Source organism: Paenisporosarcina sp. HGH0030 (assembly GCF_000411295.1).
Taxonomy (GTDB): domain Bacteria; phylum Bacillota; class Bacilli; order Bacillales_A; family Planococcaceae; genus Paenisporosarcina.
The window spans coordinates 1,695,751-1,720,590 of the sequence record NZ_KE150421.1 but is presented as its reverse complement, the minus strand read 5'-3'; the positions used below and the strand labels follow the sequence as shown (position 1 = coordinate 1,720,590).

15 protein-coding genes are annotated in these 24,840 nt (G+C 36.2%); 12 read left to right on the top strand and 3 right to left on the bottom strand.

The window, feature by feature from the left end; genetic code table 11:
• Window positions 1-5 precede the first annotated feature (5 nt).
• From HMPREF1210_RS08330 to HMPREF1210_RS17345, 7 genes are all read left to right on the top strand, one after another.
• Window positions 6-797 carry a glycosyltransferase family A protein gene (locus tag HMPREF1210_RS08330; protein ID WP_016428211.1) on the top strand — a complete coding sequence of 264 codons (792 nt, stop codon included), beginning with the start codon at window positions 6-8 and terminating at the stop codon, window positions 795-797.
• Window positions 794-1,750 (top strand): glycosyltransferase, encoded by a 957-nt coding sequence (locus tag HMPREF1210_RS08325; protein WP_016428210.1) that lies wholly within the window; start codon window positions 794-796, stop codon window positions 1,748-1,750. Before HMPREF1210_RS08330 ends, HMPREF1210_RS08325 begins: the two co-directional genes overlap by 4 nt.
• 39 nt (window positions 1,751-1,789) lie before the next feature.
• On the top strand, window positions 1,790-2,866 hold the full coding sequence (locus tag HMPREF1210_RS08320) for an EpsG family protein (RefSeq protein WP_016428209.1): 1,077 nt from the start codon (window positions 1,790-1,792) through the stop codon (window positions 2,864-2,866).
• Window positions 2,867-3,287: 421 nt separating this feature from the next.
• On the top strand, window positions 3,288-4,748 hold the full coding sequence (locus HMPREF1210_RS08315) for an oligosaccharide flippase family protein (protein WP_016428208.1): 1,461 nt from the start codon (window positions 3,288-3,290) through the stop codon (window positions 4,746-4,748).
• A 633-nt stretch (window positions 4,749-5,381) separates the two neighbouring features.
• Window positions 5,382-6,350, top strand: coding sequence for a UDP-glucose 4-epimerase GalE (galE, locus tag HMPREF1210_RS08310; protein ID WP_016428207.1), 969 nt, complete (start codon window positions 5,382-5,384; stop codon window positions 6,348-6,350).
• Window positions 6,351-6,942: 592 nt separating this feature from the next.
• Window positions 6,943-8,190: a HAMP domain-containing sensor histidine kinase gene (locus HMPREF1210_RS08305; protein ID WP_016428206.1), complete on the top strand. Its 1,248-nt coding sequence runs from the start codon at window positions 6,943-6,945 to the stop codon at window positions 8,188-8,190.
• 386 nt (window positions 8,191-8,576) lie between these two features.
• Complete coding sequence (locus tag HMPREF1210_RS17345; protein ID WP_016428205.1) at window positions 8,577-10,160, top strand: S-layer homology domain-containing protein; 1,584 nt, start codon at window positions 8,577-8,579, stop codon at window positions 10,158-10,160.
• A gap of 81 nt (window positions 10,161-10,241) precedes the next feature.
• Here HMPREF1210_RS17345 and HMPREF1210_RS08295 read toward each other — a convergent pair whose 3' ends face one another.
• On the bottom strand, window positions 10,242-10,922 hold the full coding sequence (locus HMPREF1210_RS08295) for a hypothetical protein (RefSeq protein ID WP_016428204.1): 681 nt from the start codon (window positions 10,920-10,922) through the stop codon (window positions 10,242-10,244).
• A 55-nt stretch (window positions 10,923-10,977) separates the two neighbouring features.
• Between HMPREF1210_RS08295 and HMPREF1210_RS17650 the strand changes: the two genes are divergently transcribed.
• Window positions 10,978-11,664 (top strand): competence protein ComK, encoded by a 687-nt coding sequence (locus HMPREF1210_RS17650; protein WP_081637798.1) that lies wholly within the window; start codon window positions 10,978-10,980, stop codon window positions 11,662-11,664.
• A 225-nt stretch (window positions 11,665-11,889) separates the two neighbouring features.
• Here HMPREF1210_RS17650 and HMPREF1210_RS08285 read toward each other — a convergent pair whose 3' ends face one another.
• Window positions 11,890-12,369 carry a sigma-70 family RNA polymerase sigma factor gene (locus tag HMPREF1210_RS08285; RefSeq protein ID WP_016428203.1) on the bottom strand — a complete coding sequence of 160 codons (480 nt, stop codon included), beginning with the start codon at window positions 12,367-12,369 and terminating at the stop codon, window positions 11,890-11,892.
• 439 nt (window positions 12,370-12,808) lie between these two features.
• Here HMPREF1210_RS08285 and HMPREF1210_RS17335 point away from each other — a divergent pair, with 439 nt between their 5' ends.
• Together HMPREF1210_RS17335 and HMPREF1210_RS08275 are read left to right on the top strand one after the other, a co-directional pair.
• Window positions 12,809-13,783 carry a YecA family protein gene (locus HMPREF1210_RS17335; RefSeq protein WP_016428202.1) on the top strand — a complete coding sequence of 325 codons (975 nt, stop codon included), beginning with the start codon at window positions 12,809-12,811 and terminating at the stop codon, window positions 13,781-13,783.
• A gap of 901 nt (window positions 13,784-14,684) precedes the next feature.
• Window positions 14,685-21,491, top strand: coding sequence for a pullulanase (locus HMPREF1210_RS08275; RefSeq protein WP_147640340.1), 6,807 nt, complete (start codon window positions 14,685-14,687; stop codon window positions 21,489-21,491).
• 172 nt (window positions 21,492-21,663) lie between these two features.
• Here HMPREF1210_RS08275 and HMPREF1210_RS08270 read toward each other — a convergent pair whose 3' ends face one another.
• Window positions 21,664-22,272, bottom strand: coding sequence for a hypothetical protein (locus tag HMPREF1210_RS08270; protein WP_016428200.1), 609 nt, complete (start codon window positions 22,270-22,272; stop codon window positions 21,664-21,666).
• A gap of 299 nt (window positions 22,273-22,571) precedes the next feature.
• Between HMPREF1210_RS08270 and HMPREF1210_RS08265 the strand changes: the two genes are divergently transcribed.
• Entirely contained in the window at window positions 22,572-23,240 is a 669-nt protein-coding gene (locus tag HMPREF1210_RS08265) for a hypothetical protein (RefSeq protein WP_016428199.1), read from the top strand.
• A gap of 161 nt (window positions 23,241-23,401) precedes the next feature.
• Window positions 23,402-24,730, top strand: coding sequence for a triacylglycerol lipase (locus HMPREF1210_RS08260; protein WP_016428198.1), 1,329 nt, complete (start codon window positions 23,402-23,404; stop codon window positions 24,728-24,730).
• Window positions 24,731-24,840 lie beyond the last annotated feature (110 nt).

Sequence of the window (24,840 nt, the reverse complement as noted above, 5' to 3'; positions counted from 1 at the left end):
GCTATATGAAAATGCAGGTGTTAGTTTCAACCATGCACCAAACAGATCATACAATACTTGATAAAATCAATCTACAATCAAATGCAATTGTTGTTAATCAATGTAACTACAACAAAATAGAGGAAATTGAATATAATGGGAATAATGTGCAGTTCTTATCTTTAAATGAACGAGGTGTTGGGTTAAGTAGAAATAATGCATTGTTAAGAACAAATTCGGAGATATGCCTTTTTGCAGATGAAGATATTAAATATAAAGATAGTTACGTAGAAACTATATTACAGAGTTTTAAAGAAAATCCACAAGCAGATATAATTTTATTTAATGTATTGAGCGAAAACCCTGATAGACCCTCTTTTGTAATTTCTAATATAGAGGAAGTAAAGAAATACAATTGCTTAAAATATGGAGCTGTCCGCATAGCTGCAAAAACTGAAAAACTTAAACAAGCCAATGTTTATTTTTCTTTATTGTTTGGTGGTGGGGCAAGGTATAGTAGTGGTGAAGATAGCCTGTTCTTGTTTGAGTGCATTCATAAGGGATTAAAAGTATATACAAGCCCGAATATAATTGGGTATGTAAGTCAAAAAGAATCTTCATGGTTTGAAGGTTTTAACGACAAGTATTTTTCCGATAAAGGTGTTTTTTATTATTTTTTATCAAAAAAATGGTCTAGATTGTTATGTTTACAATTTGCAATTAGACATAGAAAATTGTTTAAGGATGATAAAAATTGGAAGGTAGCCTATGAATTAATGATAAAAGGAATTAAGGATTTTAAAGGGGAGAGCAAATGAAGCCAGTATTTTCAATTATTGTTCCTGTATATAAAGTGGAAAAGTATTTGAGCAGGTGTGTTGAAAGTTTAATAAATCAGACGTTTGAAAATATAGAAATTATTCTTGTTAATGATGGAAGTCCTGATAGCTGTCCCCAAATATGCGATAATTATGCAGTGAAAGACTCACGTATAAAGACAATTCATAAAGAAAACGGTGGTTTGTCTGATGCAAGAAATTTTGGTCTTAGGCAAGCCCATGGTGACTATTTATTTTTTGTCGATTCTGATGACTATATAGAGTTGGATACATGTGAGCAGTTTCTTTCTGTTCTAGGTAGTAATAATCCTGATATAGTCGTAGGTAATGCTAAAAGAATAGAAAATGAATCCGTTAAGTTAATGCAACATCAATTTTTTAATAATAGTCAAATTGTAACTGGTGAGTACTATTTGAAAAAAGAGCTGAAATCAGGCACTATGTATATGACCGCTTGGCAAAATCTATACAATAAAGAGTTTTTAATTAATAATAAATTAGAGTTCAAATACGGGTTATTGCATGAGGATGAGCAATTTACACCAAGGGTATTTTTAAAGGCAGAAAAAGTTATTGCTACTGACATTGTTTTTTATAATTATATGATAAGGGAAGATTCAATTACTACAGTAAAAAACAAAATAAAAAATGCAGAACATATTATGCTAATCTGCGAAGAATTACAAAAAATTTATAGTGAAATAGAAAATGTAGATCTGAAATTATTATTAAATGATAATCTAGTAAATAAGTATCTCACTACATTTCAAGTAGCAAGCTTACATAAATCAGAATACTCATATTTAGTTAATAATAATTTTTTGAATAACAAGGCCTATACAATAAAAAATAAATTAAGAGTTTTATTATTTAAATTAAATAAAAAATTATATTACAACATTAATAACTTCAGTAAGAAGTTGAAAAATTAAAACTGGGTTTATTACTAAGTATTTCGAGAGGGTCTACAAATGATTTTTTATTTCGCTTGGTTTACTATAACTGCTTTTTTATTATTGTTGAAAAAACAAAAAAGTAAAATAAATATAATTATTATATTTATTTTATTTACTTTAGTCTATGGGAGTAGGAATTATGGAGGTGTTGATGATGTGACATACATATCAGCATTTAATAATGTCCTTAGTGGAGTTGAAGTTTATGGACTAGAAGACTCATTTTTATTAATATCAAAGTTTTTTGGAGTATTAGGATTAAACTACAAAGCAGTATTCTTATTTTATGCATCCATTTCGTTCACTTTTATGTATTTTTCTTATATAGAACTATGTAAAACCAAACGAGATTGGATAATTGCTATTTTAGGTTTTTTTGTTTTTTCTTTTATTCCGACTATTACTGTTATGCGCCAATTTGCTGCGGCTGCGATTATTACATATGCTCTAATACTAAAACTGAAGGGTAAAAATAAACTTTCATTAATCTTTATTGGATTCGCATCTCTATTTCATTTGGGATCAGTAATTGGTTTTATTATTTTTCCTTTGTTGTCAATTAAATTAAAGGCAAGTACTAAAGCTATTGTCCCTATAATTTGTCTAGCTATCGGCTATTTTGGATACTTTAATAATATATTAAAGTCATTTATGTATTTAATACCAAATAAATATTTAGGTTATTTAGATAACTTTACTAATACTGAACCTCATATTGGAATTTTACATTTAATTTTGATAATAATCTATCTATTTCAATTTATGTTAACAACCATAAATAAATCAAATGAATCACCAGATAAAACTATAGATTTCTTAGAGAGAACTCAAATGGTTTATTTTTCGATATATTTTATTACATTGTCTAATGGATGGATGAACCGATTGAGTATATACTTCATACTATTTCTCCCTTTCATTTTCACCACCTTTACTTCTAGATTTTCATTAAGTAGGGACAAGGATTTATTATATGCTCTATGTTACGGCGCTTTAGTAATTTTGTTTTTATACCAAATAATTAATTTACCAAACTCCGTCAATATGAGTGATCTGATACCATATAGTGGATCATTTGATTTTAAAAGATAAAGATAATATTAGTGTGAAAAACATAGAATAATAATTTGCCTAAAGTGAATACTTTCGTAGTAAGTGATTAATTAGTATTTTAGAACTGAGATCAATTTAAAACATGTGACGACAATTTGTGATTTAAATTAAAAAGAGCAGTTATTGAAAAAATTGTATGCGTTAAGGAATCTGTAAAATCTGAAAATATGGTATGCTTCGCGTCAAAGTACTAATATGGGTGGATTAAGATAACTTCAAAGGTTTTCCTTTTAGTTGAACTATATAAATACCAATAAATTAAACACTGACTTTACTAATGAAAATGTTACAGTTTCGACTCTCGACTCATGGAATATGGTTAATACTAAAGAAAAAAGTTCACAAAGAAAATGAGTTCCATAAATAAATAGAAATAAATATGAATGGATGTATGTAATAAATGATTGATAGTAAACGGTTTATTAAACAATTAATTGGTTATTTTCCCTCTCAAATTATTCCTGCATTGAGTAGTCTTGGTATTATATTAATTTTAACACGTTATATGTCAGTAGAAAATTATGGTTATTACTCATTATTAATAACGACTGCGAACATAATCGTTACCATTGTCACCCAATGGATAATGCAATCAATTCTATTTTTCAGACCAAAATACAAAACCAACTATCGTATTGAGGAATTTGATGGTTTAATACTTAGAATTTATGCTTTACTAACATCTATAACAGCATTTTTATTGTTAATATTAGTATCTATGGCATTAATTACACAACTACAACTACAAATAATCATTCCAGTTTTACTCATTATCCTTTTTAATAGTATTTTCGTCATAAATCAAACTATATTACAATCAGACATGAAGGTTGCAAAGTACAGTTTACAAATATCATTATCAACTATTTTAAAATTAATATTAATTACAATGGTGGCTGTTTACTTTGAATCAGATTTATCATTAATCTTATGGGTTACGGTACTTTCGTACATTCTATTTGTAATTCCTGAATTTTACGGGATTATAAATGAAATTAGAGTTAAAGATAATACACAAATTAGTTTAAAAGAGTTTCTATTAGAAATGCTCCAATTTGGATTTCCAATGTTAGGATGGTTTTTAGCAACGTCATTAATTACTATTACAGATCGATATCTTCTTGCTATATTTGAAAGCACTTATGAAGTAGGATTATATGCTGCTAATGTAGCTATTGTTTCTTCTGCATTAAGTTTAGTGTTTGCACCCTTTATTAAAGTAATTCACCCTATAATCATGAATTCAGCTAGTGAAGATAAAATTGAAAAAATTGCAATTTCAAAACTAATGACTAAGTTTTCTTTACTATTTACGATGCTTGGTATTCCAGTAATAACGGTAATTTTAGTGCTAAGACAAGAAATTTCTGAATTGTTATTAGGTATTAAATATGTTGAGGGCAGCATTATTATTCCATTTATATTAATTGGTATATTCTTTTGGAATTTAGCAATGATTGGCCACAAAGGATTCGAAGTTAATAGAGATACAAAACCAATGTTTTTCTATGTATTAGTAGCATGTATATTGAATATTGTTTTGAATTTTATTTTCATACCAATGTTAGGTATTTTAGGCGCGGGTATTGCTTCTCTGATAGCATATGTCTCGTATCTGGTTTTAATCAAAATTAATTCAAAGAAAAATATTTATTGGGTCCTACCTTGGAAACCAATATTTATATTAATTATTTTTGGCGTAACGACATATCTTGTCTCTAGTTTTTTAAGTTCAAATATTATATATCCCAATATTATAGTACATATATTATCAATTGGGATTTTTGTCCTCATAATATATACTGTGTTATGTTATTTTGGAATAAAATTTTTTGGTAAAAAAAGGTTGTTATTAATGTGATAAACTACTCACTTAAATTATTTGCATTATTTCAAAAAAGCTTTGAACTATTTTAGCACACCTGAAAAAATTCAATGGCTGGCGATCTATAGAAAATTTTGCTTCGACCGAAACTGCATATTTGTTCGTTTTTTTCTTGAAAAGTCAGATAACTATTTTATCACAAATCTCATAAACCACAGAAATTTCATATAAATTCTGGTGAAATAGATGAATATCAAGAAAGAATTGGTTTGTGTAAATATCACTATGGATACAAACATTAATTGATGATCAATCTTAAAACTTCCTTGAATCATAGATTTTAATGCATCAAGTATAGTCCAATTGATGGATCAAATGATAAGTCTGGAATAATTGATTTAACCACAAGGTACGGAATTATCAACCATCAAGAAAGTGATGGGAAGATTTTGTTGAAAAGCCAACTACTGGAACTGCGCCATATAATTATAACATTATGAGTAGATATGTTTAATTCATCGGTTTTGGTGAAAGACGTTTTAATAGGTAGATAAGTTATGTTCCCTTGAAACGAATATTGAGTTTGCTTTGAAAAGACCAGAACTGAATACCAACTGCTAGAGTTAGGTGAGAAAAAATCAGAAGAATTATTGATTAAAGGAGAATAACATGACGATCTTGGTATGTGGTGGTGCTGGCTATATTGGTAGCCACACGGTTAAAGAACTAATAGGAAACTATGAAGTCGTCGTATTGGATAACTTATCAACGGGATATCCTTTTTTATTAGATGACAATGTAACATTTGTTAATGGCGATTTGGGAGATGAAGAAGTTCTTGATTTTGTTTTTACCACCTACAAGATTGATGCAGTATTTCATTTCGCAGCGAATAGTTTAGTAGGGGAATCTGTTGAAAAACCACTGATGTATTATGGCAATAATGTTAGTTCAACTTTAACCTTACTAAAGAAAATGGTTGAACATGGAGTAGGGAAATTTATCTTTTCTTCTACTGCAGCTACTTATGGGATACCAAACAAAGAAATAATTACAGAAGAAACTGCTACGAATCCTATTAATCCCTACGGGCGTTCAAAACTTATGGTAGAACATATTTTAGCTGATGTTGCACATGCACATAATCTACAATATGTTGTCTTGAGATATTTCAATGCTGCAGGAGCTCATGAGACAGGTGTTATTGGGGAAAGTCATGATCCAGAGTCACATTTAATTCCGATTATATTACAGCATTTATTAGGTCAGAGAGATCAAATTTCTGTTTTTGGTACTGATTATAATACAGCAGATGGCACTTGTGTAAGAGACTACATTCATGTGACAGACTTGGCTAACGCTCATGTACTTGCTTATGAAGGATTAAATAGTGGCAAGGTATCAAATGAAGTGTATAACCTTGGAAACGGTGCTGGCTATTCAGTCAAAGAAGTTATTGAAGCATGTGAACATGTGTCAGGTAAATCAGCAGTTGTTAAATATGTTGATCGTCGTCCCGGGGATCCAGCGGTATTGGTAGCTTCCTCAGAGAAGATTTACAAAGCTTTAAGTTGGAAACCAAAGTTTCAGTTAGTAGAAATTATTGAGAGTGCATGGAGATGGCATTCTAAACAATAAATTTTAGAAGGGCTTAGCTAAAATAGTGAGTTCTTTTTTTGATTACTAAAGGGAAACGTCAAAAAGGTACCCTGTGTCCCACTAATTGAAGGAAAGGGGAGAAGGGCACCTTTTTTTATATTGAATGTTTTAAATATAATAAAGTAATCAAACGGGCGAAATTGTATCTTCGCTCGTTCTTTTCTTTATTGTAGGTCCTTGATTCTTTGGTTTAGCCAAACTCAAAACATCATGAATGTTAATCGACTATGAAGTAGGCTATGAAAACGGACAGCTGATACTCCTGTCCAGCACTGGCGAGAAAATAGAGTGACAGTGATTGAAGGGGCAACATTCAAATGAATGCTGTCCTTTAATTCTGTCACTTTTCCCGGGGGAAATAGACAACGAAGAAGACTATAAATTTACTTCGCCCGTCTTTGCCGTTCATTTAGTAGTGTTGAGGTGGAGGAATTCGGCCCATCTGTGAGACACGAATCGGAGAATATCAGAACCTGAAACAGGTTCAGCCTCCTATACTGGAATTCGCTGTATAGTCAGAAAGTTTCAAAAAGAGTATACTAGACTAATTGAAGAATTAAGGTGTGTATCCGTGAAGCATATTAAACAAGATAGAAACCAAAAACTATATTACCTCACCGCATTTGTTTCTACCATACTAATGGTGATTGGAGTTTTGTTCTTCAATCCGAGATCTGGAGGAACGGACCCTGGATACATTTTTCATTGTGTATTAGTCCTATTATTGTCGGCGAGTTTATTTATCTATCCGAGGTATGGAAGCCACTTTTTTAGAAAGACCATTATTACAATCGCGTCTCTTTATTTGTATATGCTTTTCTTTTTATATCCTGATACTTGGTCGTCTTTTACCTTACTATGTTTTATTCCGGCTTTTTCTATCTTGTTTTTCGATTCGAAGCTGTTTTATTTTTCTTTTGTCTTCAATTTCCTGTTGATTACGTTGACGTTCATTTATATTATTTTCTTCGACCAAGGAAATGAGTTTGCGCATATCAAGCTGGACGTATTCGGGAATATTAACAATTTCTTGGGGACACAAGTCATTCTCTATTTCATTTTTCATTTAACTTCTCAAAGAATCAAAAAACAGCAAATGTATTATGAAAGATTACAGCAATCAGAAAAACTGAAAACAACCGGCCAATTAGCAGCCGCAGTCGCACATGAAATACGAAACCCTTTGACGGTAGTAAAGGGATTATTACAGTTTTATGAAACGAACAACTCTTTCAGCAAGGAAGGGAAATCGCACTTATCTTTGATGATTGAAGAGCTGAAGACGGCGGAACATGTTTTATCCCAATTTTTGGCCATCGCAAAACCGGATGAACATCAACACATGGAAACCGTAAATGTCCGGGATGCCTTGCAAAGTGTGACAGGTTTGCTCATGTCCTATGGACTTTACCATCAAAATAAGATCGACTTGCAAGTGGACGAAGACCTATACATAACGGCCAATACCATTGAATTTAAACAATTATTCATGAACTTAGTGAAAAATGCAGTTGAAGTTTCTACTAAAGAAGATTTTGTTGTCATAAGGGCAGAGCAAAAAAACAAAGAAATTATTATAAAAGTAATTGATGAAGGTTTTGGCATGTCAGAAGAGCAGGTACAAGCCTTGGGTACTCCATTTTACTCATTAAAAAGTAAAGGGACCGGACTCGGACTCATGATTTGCTTTAACATTGTTGAAAAATACAAAGGAACGATCCGGTTCCAGAGTGCAGTGAATCAAGGTACAACTGTGACTGTACGGTTTCCTATGTCTTTCTCAGGTGGATTAATTAAAAAGCAGGAAGCGTGGGTATAATCACCTAGTGCTTCCTGTTTTTGTTTTTAATTCAACCAAAGCAGATTCCTTCGTTAAATCAAATCCAGATTTTCTCGAATGGTCACAGTAAATGTTGCAGAGCAGATATCTTCGTCATTCAATCTCCTCCAAATTGTATAATCCAAATCAGTTTATAGGGGAAATTATGAAATTAAATAAAAAAAAGGGTGTGAATCATTAATGAAAGGTTCCTTGATGGCAGGACTCAAGTGGCTTTGAAGTATGGCACACGTGGTACTTTGGCATGACCTTATATATAGCAACTGTTGTGTCGGTTTATATTACCAAAATAGGCCAATGGAAACGAGTAAATGTCTTGTACTCCCTTTATAATGAATTGAGTTTAATAAGAGAGGGAGTTTTCATTGAAAAAGTTATTACTTGTCTTGATGGCAATGTCATTAAGTCTTTCGATATTTATTTATCCATCCAAATCAGCCAAAGCAGCAGGATTTCCGGATGTTTCTAGTTTCAAGAAAGAAATTGAATATCTGACTCAACTAAAAGTAATCAATGGTTACAAAGATGGCACATTCCGTCCATCCGTGAAACTTACACGAGCACAAGCGGTTGTGATGATCATGCGTTCAATTGGCATGCCGGAGAATGTATGGAACTTAAAAGATCCAGGATTCCATGATGTCATGCAATCTAGTTTCGGTTATAAAGAAATTGCTGTGGCGGTGAGTGCGGGGATTATTAATGGTAAAAGTACAAAATATTTTGATCCGAATGGTAATATTACGAGAGCCGAGATGGCTAAAGTGTTAGGCAATGCGTATGAGCTGGAAGGGGAGTTTCAGCCTGGATTCAAAGATGTCTCTGTTGATTCATGGGCACATCCATTCATAGGATCATTAGCAGCCAACAATATCACCGTTGGCTATGAAGATGGAACGTTCCGTCCATCACAACCGATTGACCGTGCACAATTTTCTGCTTTCCTGGCAAGAACGATGAAACCGAATTTCCGTCCGTCCACAGGAAAACCAGCACATTCCATCGTTGATTTGACCGTGGAATCAACAATCGTAGATATGGTGAAAAATCCGGACAAGCCGGTCGTTTATTATATCGACGCGAAGTCAAAATCACTTATAATGCTAAACTTGGAAACAGAAGTCAAAAAGGTTGTTGAACTGATACATCCTGCAGAAAAGCTCGTTATTAAAAATGGCAAAATTTTTGTTACGCAGCTAATCCAAGCAAGAAGTCCGTATAACTTCATCGAGACGCAAAAAGGACTCATCAATGTGTACGATGCTGATGATCTTTCATTGCTGAAAGAAGTAAACGTAAACATTGATCCTTTTGACATAGCTGTAGATGATGAGGAAACGCTGATTATTTCATCTGGCTCCGACCAAGGCATACGTTCAGAGATTCATACGTATAACTGGCAAACGTCAGAACATCTTTCATCTGCGAATATTTTCCCGCAACAATTGATTGAACTGTCACCGACCCAAAACAAAATCTATACGGTTGCTAGTTCGCATTATACCGGGAAAATGGAAACGTTTAGTTTAGTAGAAGGAAAAATCAAGAAGGAAACTATGGTGCCTCGATTCTTTGACACCATGAACTTAAGGGGCTTTGTCCAAATGACCCCTGACGGCAAGGTGATTTACAATGGTAATGGTACAGCTTACGCATCAAGCAGCGTGCCTTCCGAAGATCTGGCACCACTCGGCAAACTGGCCACACCTTTTACTACAATGACGTTTGATGAAGCAGGAAAGGACATGTATCTTGCGGATCGCTCGGCAGTGATTTCCATTTATAAATACGGTACATTCGACCCCACTTCTTCATTGCGCGCCTATGGCAAGGTTGATCGTCTAGTTTATGTAGAGGAAACAGAAGAACTATATGCATTCACTAAATTTAAGCTCGAAAACTCTAAAACAGAATCTATTTTATTGGAACGGTTTAAACTTGAAGAATAATCGATAAAAGGTGCCCTATCCCTCTGACTGAAGTCATGGGGAGAAGGGCACTTTTTCTAATAACAATACTATACATGTCACTTAATGGGTATAGGCAAGCCCGCAAGAACAACGATTTGTGCCAAACAATAGGTGATAAGAAGATGGGAACTCTTGGTTCACACGCTGAACTTCCATTGCAAATTCTTCGCTGTCCTTTGGTACTTGCGAAAGCATATTTGCTTTTTCTTGCGTATCAATATGCGCTCCAGGTGGTACGAATCGATTTGGTGGAATCCTTACACCATTGGTTACAATCGCATCGTAAGATAGGAAGGCTCCTTCTTCGACGATGGCATTATAAACCATGGCCCTGAATCCAACAAATACGTTATTTCCAATGAAACAAGGCCCGTGGACAAGTGATCCATGTGCAATTGTCACTTCATTACCAATGAAAATCGAATAGCTGCGATTTCCCACCAAATAATGTTTATTTAATAAACCATGTAAAATGACGCCGTCCTGAATATTGACATTAGACCCAATATGAAAAGGTGTTCCATCATCCGCACGGATACTAACATTTGGAGCAATATAGACGTTATCTTGAATGACAACATCACCGATCACACTGGAAAAAGGGCTAATAAATGCGGTTTCATCAATATGTGGGTAACGCGGAACCGGATGAAATGAAGTGATGGGACTGGCACTGATAAATGGTTTGAAGCAATTGGAAGACTCATTTGAAAAAGGTTGGAAACCGTTGTTCTTACTCAATTTATCACCGCTTTCACAGTTTGCTTTTTCGTTATTTTATGTGAAATAAAATGAAATAGAATTAATTTTCGCATGGGTAGTACTTTTCAGTGGGAAATGCAAAGGTACCTATCTAAGAAAAGGGAACCTCACAGAATATAAAATAATCCAATTAAAATTAATAATTCAGTTAATTTACACTATACAATTATCTGATAATTTAGTAGAATTTAACTATAGGAGACGCAAAGGAGAATTTATTCTGAGAAACTGTGATTCTAATTTAATCGACAATCAAGCCTTATTGCTTGAGCCTGTATTTACAGGGAAGTATAAATCAAAAATCGTGACAACCCACGGGACATATTATTCTAAAATGACTGTTCATGAATTACTGAATAATGCATGCATTCGATATGCTTCTACAATGGAAGGCCGGATGCAGGCGACGAGGATTTTTATGAAATATCCCAATAAAACGCCAATCCTCATCGAACCGACGGAAATCGGCGCATTTCCGACGATGTCCTATCAACGTCAAGATTGTGTCTGGCTGTTCAATCACCCCTTCGTCGTAGAAGAGTTTGAAAAGGGGAAATGTCTGGTGACGTTTCCAAATGGGATGCCCATTACCGTCCATGTTTCCAAACACATCCTTTTGAAACAACAGCAAAGACTCCACTTCACCTTAGATACTTATCGCTTTATCCACCGACAAAAGAAACCTTACATACGAAGAGATTCACCACCCACCGACGAATAATCACATAATTTACTCATAAATACATCCAACATGCATAGCGTGGTTTACCGATTGCCAATTTGCTGAAAAATAAAAGTTGTCTCCTATTCCTTTTATGATGAAGCAAACTTGTGCTAAAACCATTTGCATGTCCATTTAAAGATTGAGGCTCTACTCAAATCTCTTGCATCCACATTGTTGGATAACAGGTTTATAATAGAACCTCGTTGAATGTTGAAAGCAGGTTTATGTTGTCATCAGTTGTTTTAGTTTAGCCAAAGTACGCTCTCTTCTTTTTTTGACTCCAGCTTTCGTAATCCCCAAATGCTTGGCCACTTCGTCCTGTGAACTCCCGATCATGTATAACAAATGAATAAGCTGTTGCTCATGGGGCTGCAACCGAGACATGGCCTCACTCAATTGCTCCCAATTTTCCGATCCCAAAACGGGTTGGTTCAATAAAAGCTCCAGCGTTTGATCTTCTGCTGGCATAAGCAATTCTTCGGTCGTCGCTTTTTTCAATTCATCCAGTAAACTTCCATAAATACTTCGATAGGCAAAAGGTGCAAAGTCTCCTTTAGTCTTGTCATAGCGTTTCCACGCCTGCCAAAGCCCAATCCGCCCGGCTTGTATGAACGCATCATGATTTTTATAAATACGGAGCTTGCGTAAACATGCATGAATCATTGGTTCAAACTGATTTAACACTTTATTAAAATTGTCCATTTTTGAGCTGCCTTGCCAATGTGCACATTAGGGTTATTCCTAGGTAGCCTCATTGTAGGGCTTCCATAAAATCCGTTCCAATCAGTGTTTTGAACGTTTGTCTCATACAAATTTACTCTTTACACTAGAGTGAAAATCTTAATTGATGTAACAGAAGTGCAGGAAGAAACACATTGGTCGAAAATCACGAGTTATTTTTTTGATCCAGTAAATTGAAAGATTTCGGCTTTACGTGACAAAATACGAAAAGAGAAGATGTTACACCTCTCGAAGAATTAAACTCAGTCAATAGTATTGTTAAACGAAATAAGATGAGGAGTTTTTAATTAACGAGACAACAATAAAATTCTGTATTATCCATGCTTCTACCTCAATTGTATCTAAACAAACACATATGTTACCCTTACTAGTAGAATGAGTAAGAAAAGGGTGACCTAATATGGTAGGAAGAAATGATGCCTGTCCTTGTGGAAGCGGGCTAAAATATAAGAAATGTTGTGGCAAGACGAATATCGTCAATCTATCAGATGTGGTAGATGGTGAACTCGAACGCATTATGGAAGGTTTTGCGAACGAGGGGCTCGGTCCGCGTACTTATGGTGAGATGGACGTGCGTGTACGGAAATGGATGTCTGAGCTTCGTTCGATTTTTGAACCGGAATTAATCGAAGCCATCGCTATGGATAGTTACTATTATCTGGAGCATTCGGAATTATGGACGAGCTTTGTGGAGAAGCAAATCACGAAGCAGCGCAGACAACAAGTAATCGATGTGTTGACGGATTGGAAACATCCTTTCTTGCTCCTCGGCGAAGTGACGGGTGTACAAGGAGACCGATTGGTTGTGCGGGACTCGTTAAGTAAAGAGGACTTTACATTGCCAGGAGGAGGATTGAATTCCGTCATTGGTGAGTGGTTATTTGGCATTGTCTTGCTGGATCCACGAGAAGGTGAGCGTGGTCTAATCGGAACCAGTGGTATTGTGTTCATTCCGAAAAGCCGATCTTCTTTAGTTGAACAACTGGTAGGAAAAATGAAAGCGAAAGACGTAGACTATCTAGATTTATACACGTCATTCGATCACGTCGAATCTCTGTTTTCCTTCACGCCTTTCCAAAGTAGAATCATGCATATGGCTGCACAATATATGGATCAGCACAGTCACGACAAAGAAATGGTCGAAAAACTGCTGAGTGCCTTTTTGTTGGAACATGGCGTCAAAGCAAAGAAACCGGAAGCTGTGGCTGCTGGTGCTATTCAAGTGGCATATGACTTCGGGCTGGTGGGTCCTGTTTATTCAACGATGAAAGATCTCGCTACTTATTTTGATGTTTCATCCGCAACGGTCGCAAAATACAGAGACCAAATAGGCGATTTCCTTGTGGAGGCAGCTTCGACAAACAATAAGGATTGAACATCTCTCTAGTACATTCTACTTGACGAACCGTGGGGAGAAGAACTTTAAATTGTCCATGTAGGTTATTTAGTCATATCTCCTAATCCAAAGGACATAACTTTATATTGATAAAACGATTCTATTTAACCACATAATATTTCCTGAATTTATTCTATGATATTTACAATGTATACGGAATTAGGGGATGATGCGCGTGGTAATGTTTTGGCGCAGGTGTTGTTTGTTTTATCAGAAAGCGTTGTTAAATGGGGCTGTCTGTCCTAACCTTAGGAACGAGATTATCAATAAGATTGAAATGCACAGTAATAAGTTAAATAAAGCGAGAAAGCTATTGGATTGATGGCTAGTAGTAGGCTCAAACAGTGAGTTCCAGAACGTATTTCGTGGAAACTGAAGAAGTGTTTGCATTCACCAAATTTTAGCTCGATGAATCGATAATTGAAACTACTATTTCGGAACGATTTAAATTTAATGAATAAACGATAAAAAGGTGTCCTTTTTCTCAGTGACTGAAGTCAAGGAGGAGAAGGACATCTTTTTCTTAAATGGGGTATTGTCATTGCCAGCCACTTTATTTAGCTCTCTAATCTCAAGTCATTATTCTGAATCTTCTAACTTTAAGTTGCCGTTTACCTAGTTTTAAAGTAAAATTTTACATGTATTGCAAACGCTTGCATATATTGATCAATGCATAAATTCAGCTAGAATCTCCTTCTTTCAAATGTGATTTGTAAGTGCTTTTGATTTATTTGTGCAAACGATTTCGCAACAAGTGGTGGGTTCAAATCTAACCAAGAAAGGGAGGCGGACTGGCATTAATCTATCAATCTATTACACCGAAAGAATAAGGAGGAAATGCTGAGTGAGAATTGCAATAGATGTTAAACGCAAACTAAATATGTTTATCGTTTCAGTACTGGTTTTGAGCTTATGGCTACCATTTATACCAGCTCAACAGGCACATGCCACGAGTTCAACAGAGACAGGTGTAAATGAATTAACGGACTCTTCGAATCGTCATGTACGATTCACTTATATTCGCGAAGATCAAAACTATGGTACCTGGAATATTTGGGCATGGAATACAGGCATTAAAAATGATCAAATCAATTTCGAATCGTATGAAGGAGGGGTGGCATCAGTTAATATTGCGGTTGCTCCTGAAATGAAGCAATTTGGATTTGTTCTTCGTAGTACTGATAACTGGGATACTGCTCAAAAAGAGTTTGGGGATCGTTTTATTCAAGTGAATAAGAACGACTCACTGACAAAGGCTTATATTACTAGCGGTGTCGAGCAAATTCGCATCGTTCCGGATGGTTCGGCTCCAGTCATTGATAAAGGGGACGCAACTTTCTATTACCGGGACAAAGCCCTTTTCGCTAGTGACGACATGGACACGATTGAAAAAGTAGAGTTAAAGTTTAATGGCCAAACGAATGAAATGACATATGAACCTGAAAATGAGAGATTTGTATTCTCATACGACAACATTCCAAATGGTAAAACCTCATACTCATTCCTTGTAACAAAAGGTGGTATTACAACAGAAGTAACTGATCCTTACAATACAACAGACGGAGTTTCAACAATTGACTTCAAGAAAGCTGACTTGACGGTTTCAGGATCAGTAGAACCTGTAGCGATTGATTATAATCAAAATGCTGTCTTAACTGTTGATATTCAAGGTCTAACAGACGATGTGAAAATCAGCAAAATCTCCGCAGATGCTTCTTCTTTAGGTGGATCAGCTAACCTTGAGATTGATCCATCTTTAAAAGAGATTGCGATTGCAGTAGACGACGACACAACTGTTGGCATCAAAACGATTCCTTTAACAGTCGTTGATTCTTATGGAAACACGTATGAAGGAACAGCGGAAGTTGAAGTGAAAACGAGACAATCGACAGGAACGTCTGATTTTGATTGGGACGAGTCTGTGATTTACTTTATGTTAACAGATCGATTCTTTGATGGTGATGAATCGAACAATGACCCTTACGATTTGAACTATGATACTTCTAAACGTGGAACGTACCAAGGTGGGGATTTAAAAGGGATTACGTCTAAATTGGATTATCTTGATGATCTCGGTGTGAATACGATTTGGATTAGTCCAATTGTAGAAAACATCAAATATGATGTCCGTTCTGTCGAAACAAATGGGTCATCTGTTGATCCATATTACGGCTATCATGGCTACTGGGCAAGTGACTTTGGGAAATTGAATCCGCACTTTGGAACGATGGAAGACTTCCACGAACTGATTGATGCAGCGCATGCCCGTGATATGAAAATCATGGTGGATGTCGTAGTGAATCATACCGGCTATGGCTTGAAAGAAATTGATGGAGCTATGGCAAACAAGCCTGCAGGTTTCCCGACAGACGAAGAGCGTGCGAATTTTAGTGATATCGTCCGTCAAGGAGCTGACGTTGGAACGGATGAGGTTGTTGGTGAATTGGCTGGACTTCCTGACATTAAGACGGAAGACCCTGCAGTTCGTCAACAAATCATTGATTGGCAAACGAGTTGGATTGAGCAAGCAACTACAGCAAATGGAAACACAATTGACTACTTCCGTGTAGATACCGTCAAGCATGTGGAAGATGCTACTTGGATGAAGTTTAAAAATGCTTTAACGGACAAAAAGCCTGAGTTTAAGATGATTGGTGAAGCTTGGGGTGCAAACGTTAATAATAACCTCGGCTACCTGAACACAGGCACGATGGATTCATTACTTGATTTTGAGTTTAAAAATACAGCGCGAAACTTTGTAAATGGTCAATTGAAAGCAGCAAATGAATCGCTTGTTGATCGCAACGGAAAAATCGACAATGCCGCAACATTAGGCCAGTTTTTAAGTAGCCACGATGAAGACGGATTCCTTCATTCACTAGGTGGCGATGAAGGCAAGTTGAAAGTTGCGGCATCTTTGCAGGCAACAGCGAAAGGGCAGCCAGTCATTTATTACGGGGAAGAGCTTGGATTAAGTGGAGCCAACAACTACCCGCAATATGATAACCGCTATAACTTTGTGTGGGATCAAGTGGAAAACAATGATGTATTGGAACACTACACAAAGATTCTTAACTTCAGAAGTGAGCATTCAAAAGTGTTTGCGAAAGGCGAAAGAACATTTGTAGGCGGATCCGATAAAGATAAGTTTCTATTATTCTCTCGTGACTATCAAGATCAATCAGTATACGTGGGATTGAACGTCGCTGAAGAAGCGAAAGATGTGACGTTAACAGTTGATTCGGCGGATGCTGTAGTGACTGATTATTATTCAGGCGAAGTTTACGAAGCAAACGAAGCAGGAGAAATTAACTTATCACTTCCATCAAAAGCTGACGGCGGTACGGTTTTATTAACAGTTGAAGATGGAAATATTATAGGTGCGGTTGCTACGGGTGACGGTAACCCTGAAGTAGAACCAATTCCTGATAACACGATTCGAATTCATTACAACCGACAAGACAATGTGTACGAAAACTATGGTGCATGGCTGTGGAATGATGTCGCTTCACCTTCGGCTAACTGGCCAGTGGGTGCAACGATGTTTGAAAAAACGGATAGCTATGGTGCTTACATTGACGTACCACTGGCTAACGGTGCGAAAAATATCGGCTTCCTTGTAATGGATATAACAAAAGGCGACGCCGGCAAAGATGGCGGAGACAAAGGCTTTACGATTTCTCAACCTGAGATGAACGAAATATGGATTAAGCAAGGTTCAGATAAAGTGTACACGTACGAACCGGTTAATTTGCCTGCAAATACGGTCCGCATTCATTACACGCGTGAAAATGCTGACTACGAAAACCTTGGTATTTGGAACTGGGGCGATACAGCAGCTCCTTCTGACGGTTGGCCAACTGGTGCAGTTGATTTAGACGGGACAGATCGTTATGGTGCATATGCGGATATCGAGCTGAAAGAAGGCGCGAAGGATATAGGCTTCCTCATCGTCAATCAACAGACGCAAGAAAAAGATGCAGGAGATAAATCATTCAATTTATTGGATAAGTATAATCACTTATGGATTAAACAAGGTGATAATAACGTCTACATTTCCCCTTATGGAGAAGTGGCATCGGGCATTGTATCGGGTGAAGTGATCTCTGAAGATACGATTTTATTAGGATTCACGATGACAGACGGATTAACATCAGAAAAACTGAAAGATGATTTGGCCATTAAAGATGTTGATGGAGCAGATGTTTCGATTGAAAGCATTGAAATTACTGGAGCAACAACAGTTGAAGTAACAGCAACACTGAACTTAGATAAACTTCCATTGTCGATTACGTATTCAGGCAGAACCGTTTCAGCATCTACAGGCTGGAGAATGCTTGATAAGCTGTATGCTTATGATGGAAATGATCTAGGTGCAACGTACAAAAATGGAAGTGCCACATTGAAATTATGGGCGCCTAAAGCAAGTAAAGTAGTGGCGAACTTCTTCGATAAAGAAGATGCGACAGCTCCAATTGACACTGTAGAGTTAACGCTCGGCGAACAAGGTGTCTGGTCGAAAGACATCAACCCAAGTGATCTGGGTGTATCTGATCTTAATGGCTACTATTATCAATACGAAGTAACAAATGATGGCGTAATGAAAACAGTATTGGACCCTTATGCCAAATCCATGGCAGCCTTTACGGTGAATACAGAAGGTGATGCTGGACCAGACGGTGATACGGTCGGGAAAGCAGCGATTGTCGACTTAAGCGGCACGAACCCTAAAGGTTTCGGTCATGCTTCAATTGATGGGTATGAAAAACGCGAAGATGCCGTGATTTACGAAGTTCACGTACGTGACTTTACGTCAGATCCTTCGATTGAAAAGGATTTAAAATCAAGGTGGGGCTCGTATAAAGGATTTATCGACAAGCTTGATTACATTAAATCTCTAGGTGTTACACATGTTCAATTACTTCCTGTCATGGCTTGGTATTATGGTGATGAAACGAAGATGGGCGAACGCGAGCTTGACTACTCAGCGGGTGGCAATGAATACAACTGGGGTTATGACCCTCACAGTTACTTCTCACCAGATGGTGCCTATTCAGAGAATCCGAAAGACGCTGAACTGCGAGTGAAAGAGTTGAAAGAATTAATTGATGCCATTCATGATGCGGATATGGGTGTTGTATTTGACGTCGTATACACGCATATGGCAAAAGCCAGCATGTTAAATGACATTGTTCCAAATTACTATGCGTACCAGGATGCTAAAGGTAACTTCCTTGGTGGCTTTGGTAACAATTTGGCAACGAGTCACACAATGGCTGAAAAACTAATGGTTGATTCAGTGAAATATTGGTTTGACGAATACAAAATTGACGGTATGCGTTTTGATATGATGGGTGACGCAACGTATTCATCTATTCAAAAAGCGTATGACGTAGCAGCTTCTGTTAATCCTGATGCTTTATTTATTGGAGAAGGCTGGAGAACATTTGCTGGTCATTTGGCTGATCCAGCACTTGCAGGAATGGGTGCAGACCAGGATTGGATGGATAAAACAGATGACGTTGGTGTATTCTCTGACGAAATCCGCAATGAATTGAAATCTGGTTTCGGTTCAGAAGGTGAGCCTAGATTCATTACAGGTGGCGCAAGAAATATTGATACGATTTTCAACAATATTAAAGGACAGCCTTCCAATACGGCTGATGATGATCCGGGCGATATGGTACAGTACATCGAAGCGCACGACAACTTGCCTTTATATGATGTCATTGCCCAGTCCATTAAAAAGGATCCGGCAATTCCTGAAAATGACTTGGAGATTCATAAACGAATCCGTATCGGAAACTCCTTGATTTTAACATCACAAGGCACTGCTTTCCTTCATGCAGGGCAGGAATATGGCAGAACGAAACAATGGTTAGGTGAAGGGGTACCTGAACAGAAATATCATGAATTGAAAGATATGGATGGGAACACATTTGGCTATTTCGTCCATGATTCCTATGACTCTTCAGATGCCATCAATAAATTTGATTGGCAAAAAGCAACGAACAAGAAAGAATTTGCAGTCAATACAACAACAAATGCTTACACGAAAGGCTTAATTGATTTAAGAAAATCAACCAATGCTTTCCGTTTAGGTGAAAAAGCGCTAGTAGATACAAACGTATCGCTACTTGATTTCCCTGAGATGAAAGATTCCGATTTAGTTATTGCATACGAAAATATCTCAACTGATAAAACAGGCAACTACTACGTATTTGTAAATGCTGACAATAAAGCTCGTACGTTAACATTAGGAGATTATGATTTCACTGGTGGTGTAGTCCTAGTAGACAATGATGAAGCGGGAACACATCCCGTATCGAAAAAATCAGGATTTAGCTTATCGAACCAAACCATGACGATTGATCCATTAACAACAGTTGTAATCAAACTGGATCGAAAGGCTACAGAAGAACCGAAGAACAATGGGAACGATGGGTATCAACCACCTGCAAATGGAAAACCGAACACAATCGTGCTTCCACCTCAAGCAGCAGAAGTAGTGAAAGAGAAAAATCCTTCTGGAATGATTGAAGTCGTGACTAAAATTATTCCTGGAAAAGTAAGTGAGATTGTTAATGCAATCACACCTGAGAAATTTGTCGTAGCGCTTAAGTTAGAAAAACCGGCTACTGGAGAAACGGTGAAAGTACAGGTTCCTGGCAGTTTATTTAAAGAAGCGTTAAAGAAAAACAAACAGGCAATGATCGAGATTCAAACTGATGAAGCAACCTACAAGCTACCTGCATCAGAAATTAATGTCGCAGACTTAGCTAAAAAGCTAGGGGTTGCTGAAAGTGATGTCCAAATCACGGTATCTGTGAATGTAGTCAAATCTCCTTCGACTAAAGCGAAGATTGTATCCAATACAATTGAATTCCACGTCGAAGCAGTTGCTGGAGATAAGAAAGTGACAATCACAGCATATGGTTCATTTGTTGAACGAGAAATTGTCGGCGATAAAGAATTCAATCCGAAAACTATGGTCGCAGTGAAATTCAATCAAGATGGAACGTTCACTTCACTTCCAACTGTCTTTAATGGCAAAATCGCAACAGTGAAGTCACTGACAAACTCAACGTATGCGATTGTTGAAAACAACCAGATATTCCCGGATGTGAACAACATCAACTGGGCAGAAGACTCGATTGAAAAACTCGCGTCAAAATACATCATCAAAGGGAAAGCAGACGGAACTTACGCACCAGCAGAAGAAATTTCCCGCGCCGAATTCACCGTATTATTGGTTCGTGCACTAGGACTTCCGGCAAAAGCGTATGACAAACGCTTCTCAGATGTAAAAGGAACAGAATGGTTCAATGCCAATGGAGAACTAATGGCAGCCGTTCAATACGGAATCATTAACGGAAAACACGACGGAACATTCGCTCCATACGAAAAACTTACACGCACACAAGCAGCCGTCATGATTTCAAGAGCAATGGAGCTAAAATTCCTGAACTTCGATTTTGCAAAATTAGACCATGCTAAAAAACTAGCAGACTTCAAAGATGCCAACCAAATGACAGACTGGTCTAGAGTAGGAATCGAAAACGTTTACCAAGCTGGAATCATGGATGGTAAGAGTAACGGTACGTTTGATCCGAATGGCTTCACGAAGCGTGATCAAATGGCTAAGATTTTGGCGAGGTTTTTGGAGGTTAGTAATTTGATGAATTAGTAATCCCGAATGATATCTGAGGGAATATTATATCAAAGACCAAAAACACATCCAGTCCGTTGATTGGATGTGTTTTTTATAGAATCATATCCAAGGTTCATCACAAGAGGGAAGAAGATGTATGTACAGAGCCGCTTTGGGTATCGATACTTCATATATAGATATGCATAATTTAAATGTTAGTTACAGGTTTTTCTTTTGATAATTCTTTCATAATATCCATTTCACTCTTTTTTCCATCAATAACATTATAAAGGAAACTGATAACTTTCCTATAATCATGTTTTACACTAATAAAATCGTTCTTTAAGGTTTCACTTTCAATAAAATAGTTACCCTCAATTTTACCTATATAAATCTTAATATACTCTTCATAATCTTTATTTTGAATTGTTTCATCGAGTAAACTATGTAGTGTATGATACTCATCAAATTTCTTTTGTAAGGTTTTTTTCTCTGGTTTAATATTTTTTTGCTTTAAATAGATAGAAGATTGACTCAAAAAATCTTTTAAATCAACTCTGGTGTAATTTGAAGGAAAGGGAATAACTTTATCTTTAATTTTTTTATAAAATAATTTTTCATGATTTAAAGCTTCATAACCTTCATTTACTTTATCCTTTCCTAAAATAATGGTATTTTTCACCTTACTAGCACTACCTTTTGCAAAAGAGGGAATCCCTTTGACCACATCAGGAAAAACTTCTACCCCCACCTTCCATAAGGCTTTTTGCGCTTCTTCTTTTTTTAAAAAATTAATAATTCTAGGGTCTATTTTCATGAAAATTTCCTCCAATTCAAACAATTATTATTATATATGAGGTGGGAATTTATTACTAATAGATTTTTGATTAATTGCTACAATTCAATTATGTTAATTTTTATCAATAAATGAATTATGTAATAAATATGAGTTGGACAGTTATTTTTAATTTTCTACGAGCTTTTTTGTTGTCATATCGGCTGAGAAATTAATTTTGTTTTCTAGAAGAGCTTACTTTAATGATAATACTAGGTATAAAACAAGCACCTTGAATCGTAGACTGTAGATATTAATTGTAAAATGATGGAGGTTTTCCCATGAACTTTGCAAAAAAATATTCTCAGCAATTTATACGGTCATTTATAAGTGGAGTGAAAAACCTTAATTTAACTGAGCGATTTAATCAAACAGTGGAATATTACCGGAAAATGAAAACAAAGAAAATCTTTAATTCGAAGAAGCGAGATCGAGTACAGGAAATTGATAACATTGAACGTAACAGTTTCATTCGATCAATTTTCGAAGTTTTCGGATATACAGCAGTCATGTCAATTCCAGTCCTCTTTATTATGTTTGTACTGGTCTTGTCGTTTGTCCTGAATCCTTTTCTGGAGTCATTTCGCGGTTACGGATTACTATCGTTGGGCCTTTCTGTGCTGATGCTAGGGATTGGCTGGTATAAACCGTATAAGATTTGGAGCTTCATATTAGTTTTAGCCGGTGCATTCTTAGCCATGTTTACATTTGGTCCACAGGTGATTGAAGGATATACAGGAAAAACTTTAATCGAGGTAAATTGGAAGACGGGCTATTGGATAATGTTGAAAGCGACATTGGTTTTTCTTGGTTATTTAATTGGTACTGTTTCTTTAATTGCATGGGTGTATCTCGTTTCAAAGGGGCAACGCCAAAATCCATTAAAAAGAATCCGCACGATGAATATAAAACAAAGATTGGAACAGCTAAAAAAATTATATACGAATTGAAGATGATTGATCCGTTTCAATTCAGCAGCATTTAAATAAAAAAATTATGAGCGGCCGAATGATTTTTCGGTCGCTTGTTCTATGTTTAAAATGAAATGAATGAAGGTTTTCCATTACATATTGTCGAATGAAGTTCCAAAGGGTTTCAAGGAGGGGACAAGATGAATGAGGAATTTATCTATGTAAATGACCGTGAAATTATTATTAATACACTTTCGCCTCAAGTAAACAGTTTAGATGCAGACGATGCATTTTTAATTAATAATCAAGAACTTTCTATTGAACAAGTTGAAAAGAGAAGCAGCAACCTCCTGAATAGCATGCCTCATTCAACTACTAAGCAGTTATTTAAAGTTAATATTAAAAACTTTAACATAGAAAAATCCTTTCGATTAAAAGGCAAAAACGATGAATACTTTTTTGCGATACAAGATAATTTTCTTCAGTTACTGGACCTGGACAATATAGAGAATAATGTTGAGTTGTTTTCTCAAATTTCTCCGAGAATTGAAATACTCAGACACTCTGAAGGCAATAACGCTGTGGAAGCTAAAATTAATAAACGACAGATTAACTACTTGACCAATAATTCGATAGAAGACCTTGAAAGAATTTCAAGTCATGTAGACAGTATAAGTTCAAAGACGACTGGTTTATCCTCTGATAAAAGTTTTTACATTGTATTAAATAAGTTTCAAAGCGAACCAAGTGAACTCGGTCTTTTCAGATTAATAAAAGATGGAGACGATTCATTCCGAAAGGAAAAACTAGCTGATGAATCCATAGATCCAAACAAACCTATAGCAATCATCGTCCACGGATTGGTATCCAGTATAGGTGCTTCATTCTTCAATTTGTTTAATACACTAAGTCATGACTATGAAGTTTTTGGTTTTGAATACCTCACAGTAGATGAAAGAATAAGAGACAATGGGATTTTCTTGGCTAAAGAAGTAGAGAGTTTAAAGAAGAAGTATCCTCATAAGGAAATATTAATCGTAGCTCATAGCATGGGGGGACTGGTCAGCCGTTCTGCTTATATCGAACAAAAGGCACCGATAGATAAAATCATCATGGCTGGAACACCGAATAATGGCTCGATCTTGATTAGTGTCCCAATGTTAGCTCGAAAATGCTTAATCCTTTATGGCATACTTAGTAACATAATGGGCAAAAATTCAATAAAAAGTGAAGACTTTTGGCACTTGGTAAGGCCAGGGAATTTACAAGGTTTCCATGATCTCGCCAATAACTCAGGTTTTATCAGCCAATTAAATTCAAGTGATTTAATAAATGCCAATAAAAAGTACTTTGCATTCGCCGGGAAAAATCTGGGTCTGTTGAATGACGGGATCGTACATACGGACAATATGGTGACCATTAACGAAATCAAAATTCCTCACACTACAAATGGATGGAATCATTTTTCGTATTTTAACGAAACAGATATAGATATTTACCTGAAACGAGCGATCAATTATTTAAAATAAGGACAAACAGAAACGAAGGAAGTGACGTGGTCATATCCTTCGTTTTTTGTTCTTATATGAGCAGTCTTTGTCCATACATCCCCAATACCAGTTATTATTGAAGGAAGGAA